General features: G+C 64.3%; 14 protein-coding genes. 7 read left to right on the forward strand and 7 right to left on the reverse strand.

Going from position 1 to position 17493, the window contains the following annotated elements; all coding sequences use genetic code 11:
- The first annotated feature begins 14 nt into the window (after nucleotides 1–14).
- On the forward strand, nucleotides 15–1127 hold the full coding sequence (locus tag OXM58_04420) for a ring-opening amidohydrolase (GenBank protein ID MDE0147594.1): 1113 nt from the start codon (nucleotides 15–17) through the stop codon (nucleotides 1125–1127).
- An 8-nt stretch (nucleotides 1128–1135) separates the two neighbouring features.
- On the opposite strand, the gene OXM58_04425 is transcribed toward OXM58_04420, so the two are convergent.
- On the reverse strand, nucleotides 1136–2356 hold the full coding sequence (locus tag OXM58_04425; protein MDE0147595.1) for an amidase: 1221 nt from the start codon (nucleotides 2354–2356) through the stop codon (nucleotides 1136–1138).
- Between the two features lie 203 nt (nucleotides 2357–2559).
- Between OXM58_04425 and OXM58_04430 the strand changes: the two genes are divergently transcribed.
- A complete protein-coding gene (locus OXM58_04430) occupies nucleotides 2560–3159 on the forward strand; it encodes a cupin domain-containing protein (GenBank protein MDE0147596.1) in 600 nt (199 codons plus the stop codon).
- Between the two features lie 15 nt (nucleotides 3160–3174).
- Here OXM58_04430 and OXM58_04435 read toward each other — a convergent pair whose 3' ends face one another.
- A complete protein-coding gene (locus OXM58_04435; protein ID MDE0147597.1) occupies nucleotides 3175–4665 on the reverse strand; it encodes an amidohydrolase family protein in 1491 nt (496 codons plus the stop codon).
- 193 nt (nucleotides 4666–4858) lie between these two features.
- On the opposite strand from OXM58_04435, the gene OXM58_04440 reads away from it, so the two are divergent.
- A complete protein-coding gene (locus OXM58_04440) occupies nucleotides 4859–6145 on the forward strand; it encodes a M20 family metallo-hydrolase (GenBank protein ID MDE0147598.1) in 1287 nt (428 codons plus the stop codon).
- Nucleotides 6146–6270: 125 nt separating this feature from the next.
- Nucleotides 6271–7275 (forward strand): D-cysteine desulfhydrase family protein, encoded by a 1005-nt coding sequence (locus OXM58_04445; protein MDE0147599.1) that lies wholly within the window; start codon nucleotides 6271–6273, stop codon nucleotides 7273–7275.
- Between the two features lie 34 nt (nucleotides 7276–7309).
- Here the strand turns inward: OXM58_04445 and OXM58_04450 are convergent, their stop codons facing one another.
- The gene (locus tag OXM58_04450; GenBank protein MDE0147600.1) at nucleotides 7310–8590 is read right to left on the reverse strand and encodes an amidohydrolase family protein; all 1281 of its coding nucleotides are present in this window, start codon (nucleotides 8588–8590) and stop codon (nucleotides 7310–7312) included.
- Nucleotides 8591–9039: 449 nt separating this feature from the next.
- On the opposite strand from OXM58_04450, the gene OXM58_04455 reads away from it, so the two are divergent.
- The 3 genes from OXM58_04455 (at nucleotide 9040) to OXM58_04465 (ending at nucleotide 14044) form a co-directional block, all read left to right on the forward strand.
- Entirely contained in the window at nucleotides 9040–10530 is a 1491-nt protein-coding gene (locus OXM58_04455) for an amidohydrolase family protein (GenBank protein ID MDE0147601.1), read from the forward strand.
- Between the two features lie 610 nt (nucleotides 10531–11140).
- A complete protein-coding gene (locus OXM58_04460) occupies nucleotides 11141–12718 on the forward strand; it encodes a Fic family protein (GenBank protein ID MDE0147602.1) in 1578 nt (525 codons plus the stop codon).
- Between the two features lie 738 nt (nucleotides 12719–13456).
- Nucleotides 13457–14044 carry a cupin domain-containing protein gene (locus tag OXM58_04465; GenBank protein MDE0147603.1) on the forward strand — a complete coding sequence of 196 codons (588 nt, stop codon included), beginning with the start codon at nucleotides 13457–13459 and terminating at the stop codon, nucleotides 14042–14044.
- 133 nt (nucleotides 14045–14177) lie between these two features.
- Here the strand turns inward: OXM58_04465 and OXM58_04470 are convergent, their stop codons facing one another.
- From OXM58_04470 to OXM58_04485, 4 genes are all read right to left on the reverse strand, one after another.
- Nucleotides 14178–14942, reverse strand: a complete 765-nt coding sequence (locus OXM58_04470) for an amino acid ABC transporter ATP-binding protein (GenBank protein MDE0147604.1) — start codon at nucleotides 14940–14942, stop codon at nucleotides 14178–14180.
- Nucleotides 14943–14994: 52 nt separating this feature from the next.
- Complete coding sequence (locus tag OXM58_04475; GenBank protein MDE0147605.1) at nucleotides 14995–15651, reverse strand: amino acid ABC transporter permease; 657 nt, start codon at nucleotides 15649–15651, stop codon at nucleotides 14995–14997.
- A gap of 17 nt (nucleotides 15652–15668) precedes the next feature.
- Nucleotides 15669–16328 (reverse strand): amino acid ABC transporter permease, encoded by a 660-nt coding sequence (locus OXM58_04480; GenBank protein MDE0147606.1) that lies wholly within the window; start codon nucleotides 16326–16328, stop codon nucleotides 15669–15671.
- Between the two features lie 99 nt (nucleotides 16329–16427).
- Complete coding sequence (locus tag OXM58_04485; protein ID MDE0147607.1) at nucleotides 16428–17285, reverse strand: transporter substrate-binding domain-containing protein; 858 nt, start codon at nucleotides 17283–17285, stop codon at nucleotides 16428–16430.
- Between the last annotated feature and the right edge of the window lie 208 nt (nucleotides 17286–17493).

A 17493-nucleotide genomic window follows, 5' to 3' on the forward strand; every position in this document is an offset into this window, starting at 1 on the left:
CCGGGAGTCTAGGAATGGGCCGGCTTTACACCGCATACAAGTTCCCGATGTCCGCTCCGGACGACGTCACCGGTCTGGAGGCGCTGCTGGATGACGGCACGGTCGATGCCGAGGAGGTAGTCTGTTTAATCGGCAAGACCGAGGGCAACGGCCGGGTCAACGACTATTCGCGGCCGTTGGCCCACCGGTGCCTGCGCGATCTCCTTTCCCGGCGCATCGGGCGGTCCGCCGAAGAAACCGACAGGCGCGTCGCGTTCGTCATGTCGGGCGGATGCGAGGGAATAATTTCGCCCCACGCCACGGTCTTCGTCAGCAGGCAAACCACGTCGAGCGGCGCGCGCGGGCAGAAAAGACTCGCTTTCGCGATGGCAAACACGCGGGAGCTTCTGCCGGAAGAGATCGGCACGATCGTGCAGGTCGAGCTCGTTGCGGAAGCCGTGAAGGCGGCTCTCGAGAGCGCGGAAATCGCCGGCACGGAGGACGTTCACTACGTGCAGGTAAAGTGCCCCCTCCTGACGACGGAGCGGATCAATGCCGCCAAAGCGCGCGGATCCATGACCGTGACCGAGGACACGCTGAGATCCATGGGCTATTCGAACGGCGCCTCCGGTCTCGGTATCGCCGTCGGCCTCGGCGAGGTCGCCGCCGTCGATCCCGCAGACATCTGCACCAACCCGGACATATTCACGACTCGGGGCGGCTCGTCGTCGGGAATCGAACTGATGAATTGCCAGGTGTTCGTTGTCGGAAACTCGGTTCGTTCGGAGAGTCCGTACGTTGCCGCCCACTGCCGCCTCGACGACCTAATCGATGCCGACGGGGTCCGCCAGGCGCTCAGGAGAGCGGGACTGCAGGTCGAAGGTTCGGTCGATGAATCCGCCCGCCCGCGGGTGCTCAACGTGTTCGCGAAGGGCCAGGTGCCGCTCGATGGCCTGCTGCGGGGCTGGCGCACCACATTGTTGACGGATTCCGATCTCAACACGCGCCCGGCCCGCGCGGTCCTCGGCGCCGTGGTGGCGTCCGTTGTCGGCGATCCGGCAATCTACGCCTCGGCCGGCTGGGGATACCACCAGGGGCCGACCGGCGGCGGCGTGGCGGCCGCCATCGTCCGGGCCGCGGACGACTGATACGGCCCTTATTTCTCAGAGTTCCTAACGGCCAGAAACCGCGCGAGTTCGACCGCCCGCTCGAGCGTTTCGAAGTCCCGGCCGCGCGGCGCAACGAGCGACAGGCCGATCGGGCAGTCCTCGACCTGCCCGCCGGGCAAGGTGACTTGCGGCAGGCCGCCGAGAGTGGCGACACAGGTCAGCGGCAGGATACGCTGGCGGATCGGCTCCAGCGCTTCGGCGTCCAGGCGCGGCGGAAGCGCAATGCAGGGCGTCGTCGGCCAGAGCAGGACCCTGTCGTCCCCCAGGATGTCGTCGAGATAGGCCCGTGCTTCCCGGCATGCCGAGAGCGCGGTTTCATATTGCGCCGCGGTAACCGTACTGGCCCAGGCGAACCTCTCCCCGATGGCCGTCCCGAAGCCGGGTTGCGCCTCGCGAATCCATTCTCCGTGGGCTTGCCAGGCTTCGAAAGCCTGAAGGATGCGCATCGTGGCCGACCATGCGCTGAGATCGCGCTCCCATACGGCCGTCTGGACCGGCGTATGCTCCGCGATACGACCGATCGCGCGCTCAAGGGCGGTGCGCACCGGCTGATCGCAGAGGTCGAATGCCGGTTCGGCGACGAGGAAGGTTACCGGAGCCGAACCGGCTGTCTCCGGGGTCAGCAGAACCCGGCCGACATCGCGGAGCAATTCGGGTGAATCCGCGAGCCATCCCACGGTGTCGAAGCTCGGGGCAAGGGGAACATAACCCTTCGCAGACAGCCGTCCGTGCGTCGGGCGGATGCCATACAGTCCGCAATAGCTCGCCGGCAGGCGCACCGACGCGGCGGTGTCGGTGCCGATCGCAAAGTCGACGACACCTCCGGCAACGGCGGACGCCGAACCGCTCGAAGAGCCGCCGGGGATTCGGTTCGCGGCGCGCGGATTGACCGGTGTCCCGAAATGCACGTTCTCACCGTTGACGCTGTAGGCGAGCTCGTCGGTGTGTGTCTTCCCCACAAGGGTCGCGCCGGCGTCAAGCAGGGTGCGAATGACGGGCGCCGTCCGGACCGCGGGCGGATGGTTTCGTTCCCAGTCGGGATTGCCGCAACCGGTCACGTACCCCTGAACGTCGAAGAGATCCTTGGCCGCGAAGCGAAATCCCGAAAGCGGGCCGGAGGACCGGCCGGGCACAGCTGACCCGAATATCGTGCGAAAAGCGCCGAGCGGATCCTGGGCAGGCGTGTCGGCAGTTCCTGCGGCGGGCACAATTCTCTTCCGATTCCAACGATGCGTCGATCGGCAGCGCGGTTGATTCGTCGGCAGTTCGACCGCGGGAAAATCGAGGGAACGGGTTAAGTCGTCAAGTATATTGACTTCTCGACATGCGCCTGTAGTTGAAGCCGGTCAAAACGGGCGACTGAATGATGAGTGCCAGACCAGCGACTAAACGGAAAATCTCGCGCAGGGACTTGCGTTCGACTCGCGCGAACCCGGTACCGCCGACCGAAATCAGGATCGGCATCCGCCTCAAACACGCAAGGCTGACGAAGGGTCTTGGCCTGCGCCAGCTCGCGGATGAGGTCGGATGCTCGGAAAGCTTTATCTCGAAGATCGAGAACGACAAGGTGCGCCCGTCCTTCTCGACGCTTCACCGGATCGTCGCCGCGCTGGAGATGAACGTCGCGCTGCTGTTCGCGGAGGAGACACCGGAGTCCGGCCGGGTATCCATAATGCGACCGAGCACGCGCCCCGTGATCCGGGTCGATCCGGTTTGGCGGGGCGAAGGAATCACGCTCGAGCGACTGATTCCGGGCGCCGCCGGAACCTTGCTTCAGGCCAACATTCATCACATCGACCCGGGCGCGAACACGGACGGTCCCATCGAGCACGACGGCGAGGAATTCGGATTCGTGCTGGAAGGGACGCTGCAGCTGGTGGTCGAGGATATCTCCTACGTCATCCGCGCCGGCGAATCGTTCTCCTTCTCCTCTCATCTGCCACACGGTTACAGCAATCCCGACAAGACCATCGCCAAGGTCCTGTGGGTCAACACGCCGCCGACCTTCTGACCTCCGCTTCCGCCGTCACGAAGGCAGCACCCCCGTTCCGAAGTCCGCCAAACGGTCGGCCCGGCTGCCGAAGTCCTGCCCGGTTCGTTTTCTGAGGCGTCGCACCATCGCCGCCGCCGACTCGTTTGCCGCCGAAGCCAGGCGGCGCGAATCCGCTTCTGCGAGCTGTCCGCCGCTCACGAGAACACGGCCGGCCACGATGGTCGTGTCGACCTGGCCCGTGTCACCGACGAACAGGATGCAGGCCAGGGGGTCGTGCAGGCCGCCGGCGTAACAGAGCTGCCCGAGATCGATGAGCACGACGTCAGCCGCACAGCCTAAGGCCAGGCGGCCGATGTCGTCCCGGCCCAGAATGCGGGCCGCCTCGCGCGTCGCCATCCAGAGCACGTCATGCGCCGTCATCCAGTCCTCGGGACCGTACTCCTCATGGGTGCCCATCAAACGGTGGACCAGAGTCGCCAGGCGCAATTCCGTAAGCATGCTGCCGCCGTCGTTGCTGGCCGCCCCGTCGACGCCGATGCCGACAGGCACGCCCGCCGCCCGCATTTCCGGCACCGGACCGGCGGGCACACCCAGGCGCATGTTCTGGCTCGGGCAATGGGCCATGCCCGCGCCCGTGCCGGCGAGCACGGCGATGTCCTCGGCCGTGTGCATCGTACAGTGAATCAGGCAGGTCTTCGGCTTGAGCCAGCCGATGCGCTCCAGGTGGGCGGTGGGCCGGCAACCGTGCATCTCCGTCGAGAGCGCCACGTCGTCGGGCCTGGGGGTCACGTGCAGGTGCCGGTCGCAGTCCGCCTCGTCGGCCAGACGGCCCAGCCGATCCATCAGCTCCGGATGAAAATACGCGATCATCGTCGGCCCGATCCCGATGCGCACCATCGAAAGGCGCGCCGGGTCGTGGTAGGCGGCCAAGCCACGCTCGCAGGCCTTCAGGATGGCGTCCGGTTCTTCGGTGGTTGCGATTGCCGCGCCGCCGCGCATGGCGGAGATGCGGTCGTCGATGGCCCCCTCGAGGCGCGGCACGCAACCGCGAATGGCGTGCTGGCGCAACCCCATCTCCCGCACGGCTCCGATTTCGACGTCCAGGAGGTCGTCCCGGCCGCCGGGATAGAAGTAGGCGTGATCGACGCTCGTGGTGACGCCCGACAGGAGGAGTTGTGCGGCGGTGAGGCGCGCCGCAGCGTCCATGGCTTCGCCGTTGAGTTCCTGCCACAGCGGATACATGCAGCCGAGCCAGTCCAGAGAACGGCCCTTCTGGCCGGCCGGCACGACCCGGGTCAGCGACTGGCTGTAGTGATGATGCATATTGACGAAGCCCGGCAGGACGAGATGGTTGCGGGCATCGATTTCCCGCGCCGCCGGCGCGCCCACGTACGGCTCCGGCCCGAGTCCGGCGACGACACCATTCTCGATGGCAACCCAGGCGTTGGTGAGCGGCGCCTCGTTCGGTGTCTCGCAGGGATAAAGGCACGCCGCGTGGCGAATGAGGAGAGTCGGTCGATTCATTTCGTCATCCGCCCAAACAATTGTTCGGCCGCCCCGATACTGCCAAAGACTCCCGTTGCACATCGTCAACAGGTTCGGTTCGGACCGCGAGGAGTCGCGGGCATGCGACCGATGGTTCTTGCGCTCGCATGCGCGTACTATGCCTCAAAATCAAGTAACTTGACAAAGCGCGCAGGAATCATTCCAAAGACGTATGCAAGAGAGATCCGTTTGCTCCCAGTCGCCGATCCCGGCGGCCGTCGACGGCCGCCGTCTGTGGGAGCGGCACCTTGCCATGGCGAAGATCGGCCGGACAGAGCGGGGCGGTGTCAATCGGCAGGCGCTGACGCCTGAGGACGCGGAAGGCCGGAACCTCCTTCTTTCCTGGGCGGCGCAACGAAACTACGCAGCGTCGATCGATCCTATCGGGAACCTGTTCATCCGTCGTCCGGGACTGGACGCCCGGGCGGTCCCCGTCATGACCGGATCGCATCTCGATTCCCAGCCGACAGGCGGAAACTTCGACGGAGTCTTCGGCGTCCTGGCCGGACTGGAGGTGCTCGAAACTCTCGACGATAGTGGCCTGACGACGCTCCGTCCGATCGAACTTGTGGTCTGGATGAACGAGGAAGGCGCCCGATTCCCGCCGACGACCATGGGCTCCGCCGTATGTGCGGGAGAGTTGCCGCTGGAGACGGCGCTGGCAACCGTCGACAAGGAAGGTATCAGCGTTGGCGACGCCCTCGCCGAGCATCTACGCCGGATCCCGCCGCTGACCGAGCGGGAACTGGGCGAAGACGCATTCTCGTATGTCGAGGCGCACATAGAACAAGGCCCGGTGCTCGAGGAAAAGGGCTGCGCGATCGGCATCGTCACCGGGATCCAGGGCCTGAACCTGTTCGAGGTCGAGGTGCAAGGCGACGAGGCCCACGCGGGAACGACTCCGCTCGGAAACCGCCGGGATGCTTTCGTTGCGGCCTCTGCGCTTGCTCAGACGTTGCGGGAAATCGTCCACGATCCCGCGGACATTTTGCGCTTCACGATCGGCCGGTTCGATGTTTCGCCCGGCTCGCCCAACACAGTTCCCGGGCGGGTGTTTTTCACGATCGATCTCCGGCATCCCGACACCGCAGTCCTGGCGCGCACTGGGCAACGCTTGCTCGACGCCTGTCGCCGGCAGGACGGCCCGTGTTCCGCGGATGCGCGCCTGTTGTTCGAATCGCGCCCCGTGACGTTCAACGACGACATCCTCGACGTCCTGCGCGAAGCCGCAAACGACCTGGGCGTCCCGCATATCGAGATGATTTCGGGAGCGACTCACGATGCCAAGTTCATGGTTGGACAATGCCCGACCGCCATGATCTTTGTTCCCTGCAAAGACGGTATCAGCCACAACGAAGCCGAAAGCGCGCGTCCCGACGACCTGACCGCCGGAGCCCAGTTGCTGTGCGCCACGATCCACCGCCTCGCCATGGCCGAGTCTGCGCTCGCTCGGAATTGAACCGGTAGCTTCCCCGGGAATCGTCCGTCATCCGGCCGGTGGTCGGGAAAACCGGATAGCAGTGCACCCTGCATGCTGGAGACGGGAATGTTGCGACGGTATCTATTGGATCTGGGGAGCAACGCGTGAACTTTGACAGGAGCATTCCCGGCCTGTCCCAACTACCGCGGGTCAGCCTCGGTTTCTTTCCCACACCCATTCAGGCTCTGCCCCGCCTGAGCCGTTTGGTCGGACGTGAAATCCTCATCAAGCGGGACGATCTGTCCGGACTGGCGATGGGCGGAAACAAGGCGCGCAAGCTCCGGTTTCTGGGCGGGGAGGCCATCGCTCAGGCGTGCGATACGCTGGTCGCGACGGGCTTTCTCCAGTCGAACAACGTCGTCCAGACCGCGGCGGCGGCGGCGAGGTCCGGGCTGAAGTGCATTCTCGCCCTCGAAGCGTACCGGCCGGGCGAGATTCGGGGAAACGTTCTTCTTTCGAACCTCCTGGGTGCGGAAATCCGGTATGCGGGCAATCGCCCGATTCGAGAGGTCATCGACGAAATCATCGCAGACGTCTCGGCCCGGGGCGGCAAGGCCTATGCCTTGCCTCCCGGAGGGTCCACCGGGATCGGTGTCGCCGGCTTCGTGGAAGCGGCCCTCGAGGCCCGGGCACAGTTGGGCGAAATGGAGAAGGGTGTCGAGGCGATCGTCCTTCCGACCGGAACCGGAGGCACCCAGGCCGGCTTGCTGCTCGGGTCGCAAGTCCTCGATTGGCCGATCGCAATCGTCGGCATCAGTACCGGCAAATCCGAAGAGGAGCTGCACGTCGCCATACCGGCGATGGCGGCCGAATGCGCACGCGTACTGGCGGTCGACTGCCGGATCGGGTCCCGCGACGTCACTGTTTCCGAGGAATTTATCGGCGATGGTTACGCCCGGCCGGGACGAGCCGATTTCGAGGCGATCCGCACCGTTGCCCGAGAGGAAGGGATTCTGACGGACCCGGTTTACACGGGCCGGGCGATGCACGGAATGATCGAACTTCTCGAACAGGGTCGCATTTCCGGATCCGGACCGATCCTCTTCTGGCATACCGGCGGGTTGCCGGCGGTATTCTCCTTCGATGAGCCCGGCGACGCCGCGGATTGAATCCTTCAGATTCCCGCTTTCGCAGGCACGGGGTTCAGATCGTCAAGGGGTCGGTGAACGTTTCCAGGGCCGGATTCCATACCGATCCGTTGAAACGGCTCCGCGCGACGACCCGGCCCCGTTTGAGCGTGATGCGCTCCGGGCTGAGGAGGGTCAGAGCCTCGAAAATCGAGGAAGCCTTCAGGAACACGAGGTCGGCCGCGCAACCCTCGGCAAGGCCGTAGTCCGGCAATCGGAGCGCTTTCGCGGGATTGGCGGTCAGCATGCGAAAGACGGTCCCCAGACCTTCTTCGTCGGCAAGCTTGGCCGTGTACGCCATCAATTGCCCGGTAAACAGGGGGTCGGGAAATCGGAGATGGCGCGAGAAGACCGATCGGTAGGCTTCCTGGGCGCAGGCCACGTTTATCCCGTGATCAAGCATCTCCTTCACCATGGTGATGCCGCGGGGCGGGTTCGCCTCGCCGTGGCCGCGGAACAGAAGCCCGGAAGTCGGGCTGCTGACCACGGTCGCATCCGCTTCTTTCAGGATCGCGTAGACCGACCGCCGGTACTCCGGACCCTGATGTGCGATCGCGCAGCCGTGGCCGAGACTCGTCCGCCCCCGGTATCCGTGCTCGACGGCCTTGCGGGCGCAGGTTTCCAGCCAACGGGAAGTCCTGCTGTCGGATTCGTCGACATGGAAGTCGGCGTCGACATCGAATGCGCGGGCGAACTGGAACACGAGGTCGATCTGCCGAAGCGTCTCGGCCTCGCTGGTCTCGAGCTCGGAATGGCCGCCGACGGCGTCGACTCCCATTTCGAGAGCCTCCTCGAGAAGCCGCCGGGTGTTATCGTGCGTGAAAATGCCCATCTGGGGGAAGGCCACGATCTGAACGTCGATCAGGCCCTCGAGCCGGCGCCTGGCTTCCTTGAGGCCTTCGAGGATTCTCAGTTCCGCATATTGATCGATATCCGCGAAACTGCGCACGTGGACCACGCCCCGGCTCGCCAGGATCCTCCCCATCCGACACGCCCGTTCGGCGACGGTCTCGGCGGAAAGGCGAGACTTGGCCTCGCAGAAGGCTTCGAGCTGTTCGTCTAGGGTGCCGCCCGGCAGTGCAACCTCGGCGGCCAGGCACTTGTCGAGGTGAAAATGCGGCTCGACGAAGCCCGGCGAGGCGAAGTAGCCCTCCAGGTCCAGCACCTCGGCCGGCTCGACGGCGCCATTGCCCTCCGAGATCCGTCGGATAAGCCCATCGGCTATGGCGATATCGACCTTTCTGCCGTCGTCGTAGCGCCGCACATTGCGCACCAGAAGTTCGATGGTTTCCGGCATAACCTGTCCCCTTGGAAGCAAGCCGGGATTTTCGGTCCCGCTGGAATGAGTGTACCCCGGCGGCTTTGGGTTTTGCCTTCGGACGCGACCACAAGCTTTCATTGCCAAAGGGGCAGGCTCAAGGATTTTCCGCTATGGCGTCAGCGTCGATTGGTACAAACGGCGTTCGCACCTCGCCCGTCCATGACGCCCGCGGCGCGGTGGCCCGCTACGGCCGGGTCAGCGAACCCGATGCTCGCAACAACCCGGTCTTGATGATCCGCTCATGGCGGCCGAATATGGAGGAGAATGCGCCGCTGTGTTTCCACGGACCGGCTTACGCAAGTAGCGTCGGTCGCAGGGACGGGTCTTTCTGCGGTGCCCGATTGCGAGCGATCGACGAGCAATGAGGGAATCGGCATTGCGCCGGGTGCGTAGAGCCACGGGAGGGTGACGGGGAGGGACTACGCATGCCGCAAGCGACAGAGACGCTTTTTACCCGCCGCCTGCTCGCGCAGCCCGGTGCCGAGTCCGCACGGCGGAACGTGCGGATCGAAATCTCGGCGGGCTCGATCGCGACGGTCGAAGCCGCCGAGGCGCTGGCCCCTGCCGAGCGAGCCGCCCCGGACCATCTCGCCATGCCGGCCCTGGCCGATGCCCATGACCACGGCCGCGGGCTGAAATACCTCGCCTACGGCGGGAGCGACCGGCCGCTGGAGGCCTGGCTTCCATCGATCTATTTCCAGCCCGAAGTGGATCCTTATCTCAGCGCGCTCCTTGCCATGGCGCGCCTCGCCCGGGCCGGCGTCGGCGCGGCCGTACACTGCCACATCGTCAATCGACCCGAATGTTTCGAGGACGAGATCCGTGCCGTGGCGCGCGCCGCGGACGATCTTGGGATTCGGCTCGCGCTGGCGGTTCCGATGCGGGACCGAAACCTGCTCGCCTATGGAGAGGACGACGATCTCCTGTCGCTCCTGTCGCCCGAGGATCGTGCCGAAGTCGAGCGCCTGTGGCGGCAGCCGCCGCTTCCGGCCAGGGAGCAGCTTGCACGGGTCGATAGGCTTGCGGCCGAAGTCGAGACCGAACTGGTCGAGGTCTTGTACAGTCCTGTCGGCGTGCAGTGGGCTTCGGATGAGCTGCTCAAGCTCGTGGCCGAAGCGTCGGCGCGCACCGGCCGCCGCGTTCACATGCACTTTCTCGAGACCCGCTATCAGCGGGAGTGGGCGGATGCGGCCTATCCGGAGGGCGTCGTCGGCTTTCTGGATGAGATCGACCTGCTTTCCCCGCGCCTTACCCTTGCTCACGGCGTATGGCTCAGGCCCGACGAAATGGCCTGCCTTGCGGAAAGGGAGGTCATCGTCTCGGTCAACACCTGCTCCAACCTGAGGCTGCGTTCCGGGATTGCTCCGGTGCGCGAGTTTCTTGCGAAGTCGGTTCCCTTTGCATTCGGCGTCGATGCCCTGGCCCTGGACGACGACGACGACGCCCTCAGGGACCTGAAGCTCGCCTACCTGCTCCACAACGGCCCGGGGTTCGATGAAACTCTCTCCACGGCGGCATTGTTCCACGCCGCGATAGGCGTCGGCGGACGCGCCGTGACGGGGAAATCGGGTTTCGGCGCCCTGCGCCCGGGGGCGCCCGCCGATCTCCTGATCATCGACTACGGGGCCATGGCTCGTGACATTGTCGATGGGCTGAGCGACGAGGTCGCCGTGTTGCTCGCCCGCGGCAACAGTCGGTTCGTTCACACGCTTTACGTGGCCGGGCGGAAGGTGGTCGACGCCGGCCGCGTCGTCGGCCTGGATATCGAAGCGCTCGAGGCCGAGCTCACCCGCCAGACCCTGGAGGGAGGCGCCCTGCTCCACGGCATCAGGCCGCTGGTCGGGCGATACCAGGACGCACTTATGCGCTTCTACTCGGACCAACGCCACAAGCGGAGGAAGATTTCCGGGCGATAGCAGATTCCGGAGCCTGCCTGCCCCGCCCAGACGTGTGTACCGGCGTTATTTCCGTTGGGCCATAGATCGGTTGTCGGCCTGCGACGGTGATCGACCTCTCTGAATCGAACTAGATTGACGTGCTGGCATACGGATCTGCGTGGAGCGCGCCCGTCGGCCGACACGTCGTCGGGGCTGGACGCCACTTTGGGGCAGGTTTCCACGTAGGCATGCAGATACCCTGCCCGCAATGCCGGGAGGGGCGCTTGGTACGCCGGGAAAACTGCGAGACGGGAGCAGATTTTCGGCTATTCCAACTTACCGTACCGCGGGCACAAGAGCCGTCCCTGTCCGGTCTGCTGAGTCGGCCTCCCGGCCAGGTCCGGATACGCACACCGCTGCCGTGACTGCGGCGAACTGCTGGAAGGCGGTACCCCCGCGGCGGCTGGCTGGAAACCAGTATGGGCCGATGCGGGCGCTTCCTGAGTGTATCGCTGTGCAGCAGAGACGTGTGTTGGCGCGTTGCAATTTACGTGCACATGTACAGCATCATTTACTTGAATTATTCCGACGTGTTACACTTGTATTGATACGACACGTCAAACTTGTGAAATGAAGCTGATAGTCCGGTATGGCCACACCGAATGAGAAACTCGCTGCGTCGCTGGCGCAGTTCCGGAAGCTCCAGGGCCGAGGGCAACGGGTCCTTCGCTCCGGCGAGCTGACGCGTGTTCACCGCGAGCGGCTGGTCAGGAACGGTTTTTTGCGCGAGGTGATGAAGGGCTGGCTGATCTCCTGGAGCCCGGATGCCGATCCGGGCGATACGACGCCTTGGTCCGCGTCCTTCCGGGAGTTCTGCGCGGCCTATTGTACCGCCCGGTTCGGGCCGGACTGGCACCTTTCCCCGGAACAGTCCCTGCTGCTTCACGCGGAAAACACCGTCATGCCGCAGCAGGTCATCGTCTATGCGCCCCGGGGCACCAACAACGCCGTCGAACTGCTGTTCGGCACGTCATTGTACGATCTCAGGCAAAGGGACATGCCGCCGGATGCCGACCTGACGGACCGGGACGGGCTGCGGCTGTTCGTGCCCGAGGCGGCACTGGTGCGCGTGCCGGCGGCGTTCTTCGTCCGGCACCCGGTCGAGGCGCAGGTCGTACTCTCAGGCGTCCGCGAGGCGGCCGACCTGCTCGGGCGGCTGCTCGATGGCGGCCGTTCGGTGGTTGCCGGGCGGCTGGCCGGCGCATTCCGCCGCATCGGCAGGGGCGAGGTGGCCGACGAGATTCTGGGCGTCATGAAACGCGCCGGCTACGACGTCCGCGAAGCCGATCCGTTCGAGCCGAAACGGGCCTTTGGTGCGCTGAGCCGGGCGCAGGCGCCGATTGTCGGCCGCCTGCAATCGCTGTGGGAGGCGATGCGGGAGCCTGTGATCGCGGCATTTCCCGAAGCGCCCGGCCTGCCCGATGACCCCGAAGCCTATATGTCCTTCGTTGACGTTATCTATCGGAACGATGCCTATCACTCGCTGTCGATCGAGGGTTACCGCGTTACGCCGGAGCTGATTGACCGGGTGCGCGGGGGCAACTGGGACCCGGACAATTGCGACGCCGACCGGCAGGGCCGGGATGCGCTGGCAGCGCGCGGTTACTGGCAGGCGTTCCGGCTCGTGCGGGCGGCGGTGGGCGAGATCGTCGGCGGCGGTGAAGCCGGCGCCCTGGTCCGCAAGGCCCACCGCAACTGGTATCGCGAACTGTTTCAGCCTTGCGTCGCCGCCGGCCTGATCGCGGCTTCAGCTTTGGCGGGTTATCGCAACGATGCCGTGTTCCGGCGGGGATCGCGGCATGTACCGCCGCGCCGGGAGGCGGTGCGCGATGCCATGCCGGCCCTGTTCGATCTGCTGGAAGCCGAATCCGAACCTTCCGTTCGCGCCGTACTCGGGCACTGGCTGTTCGGCTATGTCCATCCCTACCCGGACGGCAACGGGCGCATGGCGCGGCTTGTCATGAACGCGATGCTGGCATCCGGCGGCTATCCGTGGACCGTCATCCGGGTCGGGGATCGTGATGCCTACCTGGCGGCGCTTGAAAGCGCCAGCATCGATCAGGATATCCGGCCGTTCGCACAGTTTGTGGCGGACCGGGTTGCTTGGTCGCCGGGTCGGGCTGAGATGGCCTCGTATAGTGCGGAGTTTCGGGATCGGGACAGGTAGGTCACCGGGGAAGCTCTGCAATCAGATGACGAGGTCATGGAACGTCACCCGTGGTAGGTAGTTTGAATTCGACCGATTCCGAGATGATGACGGGTACCAGCGTCCGTTTGAGCAGATTGGGTGAAGAATTGGGGGAATTTGCTGGGCTGGGCGGTCCCTCGCTGGATCGAATCAGCAACATTTGCATGACCCGCATATGAGGAGCGGACGCCAGCCTGCGTCGATAAGGGACGATATCCGATCGAACGTCAAGCAGGTCCGGACGGAATGGCGGAAAGGTCTGACGGCGATTGCCCTCCCTGCCAAGGGGTTGGAAGCGGCAACCGTTACTGGATAGGCGTCGCGAAACGCGGCTGGTCCGCCGCCGTCTCGGACCGGGCGTTGATCGGCCAGGGGCCGGTCGCCTGGTCCTTCGCCCAGCCGGGGATCGGCCCGCGACCCGTCCGCACGGCTCCCCTGCGCTCCTGCGGTCAGCCAGCCAGGCCGGCGACCGGCCGCCAGCGGCCTAGTCGTCGAGGATGATTCCCACTAGTTTCTCGAACGAGAATGAAAAGGCAGGGCCGGGCGGTCCTCTCTTCGCTGGATTTCCGGGCTAATGAGACATCGCCAATTGTCGTTGAGGGAATATTTCAAGAGTCGGACGAGCTGCCGCGTCCGAGCGGGACTGGGCGTCACAAACGGAGCCGAGCATTCCTCCTTGCTCCGGCGACCCCGGACCCGCCGACAGGAGAACGCTGAATGAATGGTGATCTAGGCCAGGATGACGACAAGAGCCTCAGGCTCGGCAGACAGATACGTCACTGGCGCCTGGTGAAGGGCCTCACCCTGAGAGACATGGCAAAGCTCGTCGGGTGCTCGGAGAGCCTGTTGTCGAAAATCGAGAACGACCGGGCGACGCCCTCCTTGAGCACATTGCACAAGATCGCGGTCGCGCTAGGCTTGAACATCAGCGACATATTCGGGTCCGGAGAAAGCGAAGTCGTCACACGGGCGAATGAGAGGAATGTGCTTCTCGTCGACGGCGATGAGTCCGACGGGGACCGGATGCGCCTGGAACAGCTTGTGCCAGCGAAAAAGGGCCGGTTGCTTCAGGCCGACATGTACATCATTCCCCCGGGTGGCGGAAGCAACGGAGAGATTCAGCATTCCGGAGAGGAGTTCGGTGTCGTAATGGAAGGGTCGCTTTTCCTTACCATCGAGAACACGTCCTATTTTCTGGAAGCAGGCGACTCATTCGTCTTTCGTTCCGAGCTGGCACATTCATTTGCCAACAACGGAAGCACGGTCGCTCGTGTGCTCTGGGTGAACACGCCTCCCACCTTTTAGCGAACTACGAGGAATCGACCGGCCGGTGGTGGCCGGCAGGCGACGCGGGCTCTCCATTCGGCCCGGGGTTGAGGGGCTTGCCTGACCGGCACCCGGCGTCGTTTTCGCGCAGCGTCTTGCCCGATTCCCGTCGCTAGATCGTGCGCGACCGCCAGGTATCGAGGAATTCCCGCAGACGGTCGCTTTGCGGCCGCTTGAAGATGTCGTCCGGGGGGCCGCGTTCAACGACCTCGCCCTCATCCATGAACACGACCTCATCGGCCACATGGGCGGCGAAGCCCATTTCGTGGGTGACGACAACCATGGTCATGCCGTCGCTCGCGAGTTCCTGCATCACCTGAAGCACCTCGCCGACGAGTTCCGGGTCCAGCGCCGAGGTCGGCTCGTCGAAATACATAACGTGCGGTCGGATCGCCAGGGCCCGGGCGATCGCGGTGCGCTGTTGCTGTCCGCCCGAGAGCTGGGCCGGGTAGTCGTGAGCCTTGTCGTCCACCCCGACCTTGGCCAGCATCTCCATGCCGATTGCCTCCGCCTCCGCCTTGCCAAGCCTTTTGACCACGCGCAACGCTTCGGTCACGTTGCCGAGCGCAGTCTTGTGTGGCCAAAGGTTGTAGTGCTGGAACACCATGCCGATGACGCTGCGGACGCTGTCGATTTTGCGGTCGCTGTCGGGCGTCCGTTTGCCGTCGACCTCGCTGTAGCCCAGCAGCCGGCCTTCGATAAACACCCGACCCTCGTCGTATCGGTCGAGAAAGGCCATGCATCGCAGAAGGGTGCTCTTGCCGGAACCGGACGGGCCGATGACGCAGACGACCTGCGACCTGTCGACCGCAAGGTCGATTCCCTTCAGGACGTGAACCGGGCCGAACCGCTTGTGTACGCCCTCGACCAGAACCACGGGTTTGCCTTCCGCGGCGCCGCTTGTCGCCCGGTTGTTCACAACGGGTCGCTCATGATGCGTGCCCGAACCGGCGTTCGAGCCTTCCGCCCGCAAGCGCGATGGCCTCGACGATCAGCCAATAGAGCAGGGCGACCGCGACATACGGTTCGACCACGGCAAAAGTTTCGTTGACCATCTGCGTCGTGTTTTTCGTCAACTCGGCGACCGTGATGATAGACAGGAGCGCCGATTCCTTGACCAGGATAATCACCTGGTTGGTGGATGGCGGGATGATCAGCGTCAGCATCTGCGGGATCTGAATGCGGACGATGATCGCCCGGCGCGGGATACCGAGCATGCGCGCAGCTTCGATTTGCCCGGGCGGGATGGACTGGAACCCGGCCCGGAAGATTTCCGCGAAATAGCCGCCGCCGTAAAGTCCGAGACCGACGATCCCGACCGTTTCTGCCTCTAGGGTCAAGCCGACCGAGGGGCCGCCATAGTAAATTATGAACAGCAGGATCAGGATCGGGGTTCCGCGCATGACCTCGATGTAGGCCCGGCACGAAAGTTTCAGGAGACGGAACGGCAGGCCGTAGAGCAGCGCAGCCGCAAGACCGGCGGCAACGGCCAGAAGCGATGCCAGCGCGCAGATATAGACTGTCGCCCATAATCCCGACAGCAACAGCGGCCCGTAACGAAACACGATGTCGATGTCGAACGACACGGCTTTCCCCGAACCGGCTAGTGCGCCGCCGCGACCGCGTGGCGCTTCTCGAACCAGGACCCGGCGCGGGCCAGAACCAGATTCATGGCAAGGTAGATGACCGCGGCGATCATATAGGTTTCCAGGGGCCGGTAAGTGACCGAGACAACCTGCTGGCTCGTGCGCATGAGTTCGGTCACCGCGATCACCGAGATCAGGGACGAGTTCTTGAGGATGCTGATTGTTTCGTTGATAAGCGCCGGCAGAACCAGACGCATCATCTGCGGAATCAGAATTCTGATCCTGATGGACAGGATTCCGATCCCGAGCATGCGCGCGGCCTCGACCTGGCCGGACGGGATGGACAGGAGGCCGCCCCGGAAGATCTCGGCCTGAAACGCCGCCGTGTTCATGGTCAGTGCGATGATGGCCGCAGCGATCGGCGGCACATCCACGCCGATCGTAGGCAGCAGGTAGAAGACGATCAGGAGCTGCACAAGGATGGGCGTTCCCCGCCAAAAGCTTCGGTAGGCAGCCGAAGCCCGCCGGATCGGCCGGTTCTGCGAGATCAGACCGAAACTGAGCCAGAGGCCCAGGATCATGCCTGCGGCGATGCAGACCGCCGAGACCACGGCGGTCATTACCGCGCCAGCGAGGAAAGCGTTGTAGTGGTTCGAGATGACGCCGAGAAAATCCACCGACGAGACCCGTCAATCGCCGATACGGTCGACCGTACACACAAGGGCTGTCGACCGCCCGACCACCGGCGGAGCGATCGGGCGGTCGCTGGCCGGTGCCTAGTTTTTCGGCACCGGCAACTTATCGGCCGGCAGGTTCATGGGTCCGCCGAACCACTTCTTTTGCAGTGCGGTCAGCACGCCCGACTTGTTCAGCGCAGAGAGCTGCTTGTCCATAAAGGCTACCAGCGAAGCGCTATCGGCATCCTTGCGACCGGCCCAGCTGAAATATTTCTTGGGGCCGAACGTCGGCAGCACCATTTCGAATGTATCCGGCCGCTTGCGGACAAGATCGAGCAGGTTTGGCAGGCTGTTGCAAACGGCGCTGATCCGCCCTGCCGCCAGATCGGCGAAAGCCTCGTTGAAATCGACGTATGTCTTGATTCCCTTGACCCCCTTGCCCGCGCTCTTGAGCCCGTTGGCGAAAGCCTGAAGAGCCTGCAGCTGCGCCGAGCCGGCCTGCGAGCCGACCACGTGGCCGGCGATGTCTTCGGGCGCCTTGATCGAAGCGTCGCCCTTGCGTTTCACCAGCGCCATGGTCGCGTCGGCGATCGGCAGACTAAGCGCGTACTTCGCGTAGCGTTCCTTGGTGACGGTCACGGAGGTGACGACATAGTCGAACTTGGACGCGGCCAGGCCGGGAAGAATGCCCTGCCACGGAAGATCGAGCCGCTTCAACTTCACTCCCGGCAGCGCCTTCATGACGTGCACCATGATATCCGTCGAATAGCCGACGATCTTGCCGTCCTTGACGAACTCGAAGGGCGGGAACCGCGCTTCGGTTCCGACGATGAACTCGCCCCGTTTCTTGATCTCGGCCAGGAGATCCGCATTGGCCGGACCGGCGGGGAAGGCGAGGCCCGCTGCGATGGTCGCCCCGATTGCGACCGCCCACGCTCGTTTCAATGAGGCCAACATCTTGATCCTCCGTCATGGATATTGCACATGATTAAACAATATATCACAATATGAAAGCATAGTGAATTCTAAATCGGGATGATTGTTGGTGACCGACCTCGTCCGCAAAGACCGGCGCACCCGTGGGGTTCAGCCAGCAATCCTGGAAGGGCAGCCATGACATCGAGCAGCAGACGGTCCGGAGTCACGCTCGGCCGCCCGTTTGTCG

The organism is Rhodospirillaceae bacterium (assembly GCA_028819475.1).
Classification (GTDB): Bacteria; Pseudomonadota; Alphaproteobacteria; order Bin65; family Bin65; genus Bin65.

What these genes read in the sequence shown, in the direction of transcription:
- OXM58_04420 (MDE0147594.1), top strand. Translation starts at nt 15, where the DNA reads ATGGGCCGGCTTTACACCGCATACAAGTTCCCGATGTCCGCTCCGGAC.
- OXM58_04435 (MDE0147597.1), bottom strand. Translation starts at nt 4,665, where the DNA reads ATGAATCGACCGACTCTCCTCATTCGCCACGCGGCGTGCCTTTATCCC.
- OXM58_04440 (MDE0147598.1), top strand. Translation starts at nt 4,859, where the DNA reads ATGCAAGAGAGATCCGTTTGCTCCCAGTCGCCGATCCCGGCGGCCGTC.
- OXM58_04450 (MDE0147600.1), bottom strand. Translation starts at nt 8,590, where the DNA reads ATGCCGGAAACCATCGAACTTCTGGTGCGCAATGTGCGGCGCTACGAC.
- OXM58_04455 (MDE0147601.1), top strand. Translation starts at nt 9,040, where the DNA reads ATGCCGCAAGCGACAGAGACGCTTTTTACCCGCCGCCTGCTCGCGCAG.
- OXM58_04460 (MDE0147602.1), top strand. Translation starts at nt 11,141, where the DNA reads ATGGCCACACCGAATGAGAAACTCGCTGCGTCGCTGGCGCAGTTCCGG.
- OXM58_04465 (MDE0147603.1), top strand. Translation starts at nt 13,457, where the DNA reads ATGAATGGTGATCTAGGCCAGGATGACGACAAGAGCCTCAGGCTCGGC.
- OXM58_04485 (MDE0147607.1), bottom strand. Translation starts at nt 17,285, where the DNA reads ATGTTGGCCTCATTGAAACGAGCGTGGGCGGTCGCAATCGGGGCGACC.